This window comes from Phenylobacterium sp., from assembly GCF_035276905.1.
Classification (GTDB): domain Bacteria; phylum Pseudomonadota; class Alphaproteobacteria; order Caulobacterales; family Caulobacteraceae; genus Phenylobacterium.
Window position 1 is genome coordinate 1 of the sequence record NZ_DATELG010000197.1, and the last position, 3,533, is coordinate 3,533.

At 68.7% G+C, this 3,533-nt stretch carries 5 protein-coding genes and 1 pseudogene; all 6 read right to left on the reverse strand.

What is annotated here, in order from left to right:
* Window positions 1-499 (reverse strand): annotated as a pseudogene (locus VJS38_RS09195) (phenylalanine--tRNA ligase subunit alpha); the annotation flags it as partial.
* A 101-nt stretch (window positions 500-600) separates the two neighbouring features.
* Window positions 601-957, reverse strand: a complete 357-nt coding sequence (gene rplT, locus VJS38_RS09200) for a 50S ribosomal protein L20 (RefSeq protein ID WP_324087851.1) — start codon at window positions 955-957, stop codon at window positions 601-603.
* Window positions 958-973: 16 nt separating this feature from the next.
* A complete protein-coding gene (gene rpmI / locus VJS38_RS09205; protein ID WP_324087852.1) occupies window positions 974-1,174 on the reverse strand; it encodes a 50S ribosomal protein L35 in 201 nt (66 codons plus the stop codon).
* Window positions 1,175-1,527: 353 nt separating this feature from the next.
* A complete protein-coding gene (gene infC, locus VJS38_RS09210) occupies window positions 1,528-2,049 on the reverse strand; it encodes a translation initiation factor IF-3 (protein ID WP_324087855.1) in 522 nt (173 codons plus the stop codon).
* Between the two features lie 107 nt (window positions 2,050-2,156).
* Entirely contained in the window at window positions 2,157-3,146 is a 990-nt protein-coding gene (locus tag VJS38_RS09215; protein WP_324087853.1) for a glycosyltransferase family 9 protein, read from the reverse strand.
* A partial coding sequence (locus VJS38_RS09220; RefSeq protein ID WP_324087854.1) for a glycosyltransferase occupies window positions 3,146-3,533 on the reverse strand: 388 nt, incomplete at its 5' end. The genes VJS38_RS09220 and VJS38_RS09215, both read right to left, overlap by 1 nt.

Consider the following 3,533-nt stretch of genomic DNA (forward strand, 5'->3'; position numbering starts at 1 on the left):
CGCCGTCTTCTTTGGCCGGCAGGTAGAACGTGTCCTGCATCTGGCGCGCCGGATGGTCCTTCGGAATGTTCAGGGCCTCGAAGTTGTGGAAGTCGTCCTCGATGTCGGGACCTTCCGCCAGGCCGAAGCCCATCTCGCCGAAGATGGCGATCATCTCGTCCAGGACCTGCATGGTCGGATGCACCCGGCCGCGGCGCTCGGGCGGAGCGGGCAGCGACAGGTCGACGCGCTCGGCGGCGAGGCGGGCGTCGAGCGCGGCGGCCTCCAGCTCGGCCTTGCGGGCGGCGATCGCCCCGCCGACCCGGTCGCGCAGGCCGTTGATCTGCGGGCCGCGCTCGCGCCGCTCGTCGGGGCTCATCTGGCCCAGGGTCTTGAGCAGCTCGGAGATCGAGCCGGACTTGCCCAGCGCGGCCACGCGCACGGCGTCGAGTTCGGCGAGATCGCCCGCGGCGCCGATGCGCCCGCTGATCTCGGCTTCCAGGTGCGAAAGATCGGTCATGACGGCGCTTGCTCTAGAGCAGGACGGGGGGAGCGAGAACAAAAAACCCTCCGGCTTGCGCCGGAGGGCTCTTCGAAAGACGGGGATTGCTCCCTTGTCTCTTAGGCCAGGGCGGCGCGGACCTTGTCGGCGATCGCCTTGAAGCCGACCGGATCCTTGCCGGCGACGTCGGCCAGAACCTTGCGGTCCATCTCGATGCCGGCCTTGTCCAGGCCGTGGATGAACTGCGAATAGGTGAAGCCTTCCAGGCGCGCCGCGGCGTTGATCCGCTGGATCCACAGCGAGCGGAAGCTGCGCTTGCGGACCTTGCGGTCGCGGTACGAGTACTGGCCGGCCCTGTCCACGGCCGCCTTGGCGGTGCGGATGGTGTTCTTGCGGCGCCCGTAGAAGCCCTTGGCCTGCTCCAGGACTTTCTTGTGCTTGGCGTGGGCGGTCACGCCCCTCTTCACGCGAGCCATCGGTCAGAGCTCCTTCTTAGAGGCCGTAGGGCAGGAACTTCTTGATGATCTGAGCGTCGGCTTCGCTCATCACCTTGGTCCCGCGGTTCTGACGGATGTACTTGGCGTTGTGGCTGATCAGGCGGTGCCGCTTGCCGGCGACGCCGGCCTTCAGCTTGCCCGACGCCGTCATCTTGAAGCGCTTTTTCGCGCCTGACTTCGTCTTCAGTTTCGGCATTTCACGTCGGAGCCTTTAAGGGCCCCGTCCTCTTGGCGTGTTTACGAGCCGCCCTGGCATGCCTTGGTGGCCAGGCGGTTCCGAAGGGCGTGGCTGATACGCGAAAGGCCGGGGGAATGCAAGGCTGGGGCCTCGCTCTTCCTCTCCCGCTCGCGGGAGGAACACCGGGCGGTGGAGCAGCTCAGCGCCCCTCCTGGCAAAGTCCCTGCGGCGGCTTGCCCTCTCCACCGCTCGCTCTCCGCTGCGCTCGGCGAGCGGTCCCCCTCTCCCGGCTTGGCCGGGAGAGGAAGGCGCTTCGGAAAACGAAAACGGCCGCCCGGCGGCGGCCGCGCGTCAGGTCTGGCGGTGCGGCCTCACCGCGGCGCCAGGATCATGATCATCTGCCGGCCTTCCATGCGCGGCTCGTACTCGACCTTGGCCACCGGCTCGAAGTCGGCCTTCACCTGCTGCAGCAGCTTCATGCCCAGTTCCGGGTGGGCCAGCTCACGGCCGCGGAAGCGCAGGGTGACCTTCACCTTGTCGCCTTCTTCGAAGAAGCGGGTCATCGCCCGTTGCTTCACTTCGTAGTCGTGCTTGTCGATGTTCGGGCGGAGCTTGATCTCCTTGATCTCCACCACCTTCTGCCGCTTGCGCGCCTCGTTCTTCTTCTTCTGCTCCTGGAACTTGAACTTGCCGTAGTCCAGGATCTTGCAAACGGGCGGTTCCGCGTTCGGAACGATCTCGACCAGGTCGAGGCCGGCTTCTTCAGCCGCTTCGAGGGCGGAGGAGGTGGGCATCACGCCCTGCTTCTCGCCGTGCTGGTCAATGAGCAGCACACGGGGAACGCGGATTTCATCGTTGATGCGCGGCCCGTCCTTGACGGGAGGCGCCTGCATGGGGCGGCGAATAGGGGTTGGCTCCGGGTTGTTGATACGCAAACGCCGGCGCGCTTCGGCAGCGAACCGGACGATGGGCAACTATATGCGTGAGGGTTACGGCGGTATCAAGCCGCGCCGGTGGTCGCGCCGATCAAAGATTGCGCTCTTTGCGCCACAGTTGCGACCGGCAGATCGGAGAGCCGCTCCGCCCTGAGCACCGCCACCTTGCCGCGCGGCGCCGAGAGCGCCGGGTCCGAGGCGCTGGAGAACAGCACCAGCGTCGGCGCGCCGGCGGCGGCGGCCAGGTGCAGCGGGCCGGTGTCGTTGCCGATCGCCAGCGCGGCCTTGGCGCCCAGGACGGCGATGCGGGCGAAGTCGGTGCGGCCGGTCAGGTCGCGGGCGCGCGGAACCTCGCGCTGCATGGCGTGGGCCAGGGGGGTCTCCTGCGGGCCGCCGATGATGACGATGTCGTAGCCCTTGGAATAGAGGATGCGGGCGAGCTCGGCGTACTTCTCGACCGGCCAGCGCTTCTCCGGCCGATGCGCCGAACCGCCGGGCACGAACATCACATAGGGCCTGGGCTTCACCGCGCCGGGGACCGGGCGGTCCGCCGGCTGGTCCTTCCAGATCCACGACAGGTCCGGCGGCGGCGCCGCGCCCGGCGCGGTCGGCGCGTCGGGCCAGATGCCGGCGTACATCAGCTGGTCGGCCTGGCGCTCCAGGGTGTGCATGGAGTTGCGCAACGGGTTCCTGTGCGGCAGCGAGCAGCCGAAGGCGATGCCCGACCAGGCCGGCGGGTTGGGCCGCAGCGCCTGGAAGATCCGCCCCGAATGGGCCGAGGTCTGCAGGTCGTAGACCCGGGCGTAGTCGGCCTGCCTGATCCGCCGGCGCAGCGCCATCCATTGGCCGAAGTTCTCCGGCCGGCCGTCGGTCTCGACGGCGTTGAAGTAGGGGCAGGTCTTGGCGAGCGCCGCGAAGGGGGGGGTGGTGAGCAGGGTGATGTGCGCCTTGCGGTGCGCCTCGCGGATCTTCTTCATCGCCGCCAGCGCCAGGACGAAGTCGCCGAGCGCGGACAGCTTGATGACCAGGATCTTCTCGACCTTGCGGGGCGACATCAGGCGCGGGCCTCCAGAACCCGTTCATAGGCCTTGAGCGTGGCGTCGCACATGGCCTCGACGCGGTAGAGCGCGCGGGCGCGGGCCATGGCGGCCTGGCCCATCCGGGCGCGGCCCTGGGGCCCCAGGTCGATGGCCCGGGCGAGGGCCGCGGCCCAGGCCTCGGCGTCGCCGGGAGGCGCCAGCCAGCCGGTCTCCCCGTCGACCACCGTCTCCATGGTCCCGCCGTGCGCCGCGGCGATCACCGGACGCCCCATCGCCTGCGGCTCGACGGCCGCGCGGCCGAAGGATTCCGGCACGGTGGTAGGCAAGAGCGCCAGGTCGCAAAGCATGAAGGCGGCGGGCATGTCGTCACAGTGGCCGACAATCCTGATCGCTTCCTGAAGA

Excerpts from the sequence above, each read along its gene's own strand:
- rplT (WP_324087851.1), bottom strand. The coding sequence starts at position 957 with ATGGCTCGCGTGAAGAGGGGCGTGACCGCCCACGCCAAGCACAAGAAA.
- rpmI (WP_324087852.1), bottom strand. The coding sequence starts at position 1,174 with ATGCCGAAACTGAAGACGAAGTCAGGCGCGAAAAAGCGCTTCAAGATG.
- infC (WP_324087855.1), bottom strand. The coding sequence starts at position 2,049 with ATGCAGGCGCCTCCCGTCAAGGACGGGCCGCGCATCAACGATGAAATC.
- VJS38_RS09215 (WP_324087853.1), bottom strand. The coding sequence starts at position 3,146 with ATGTCGCCCCGCAAGGTCGAGAAGATCCTGGTCATCAAGCTGTCCGCG.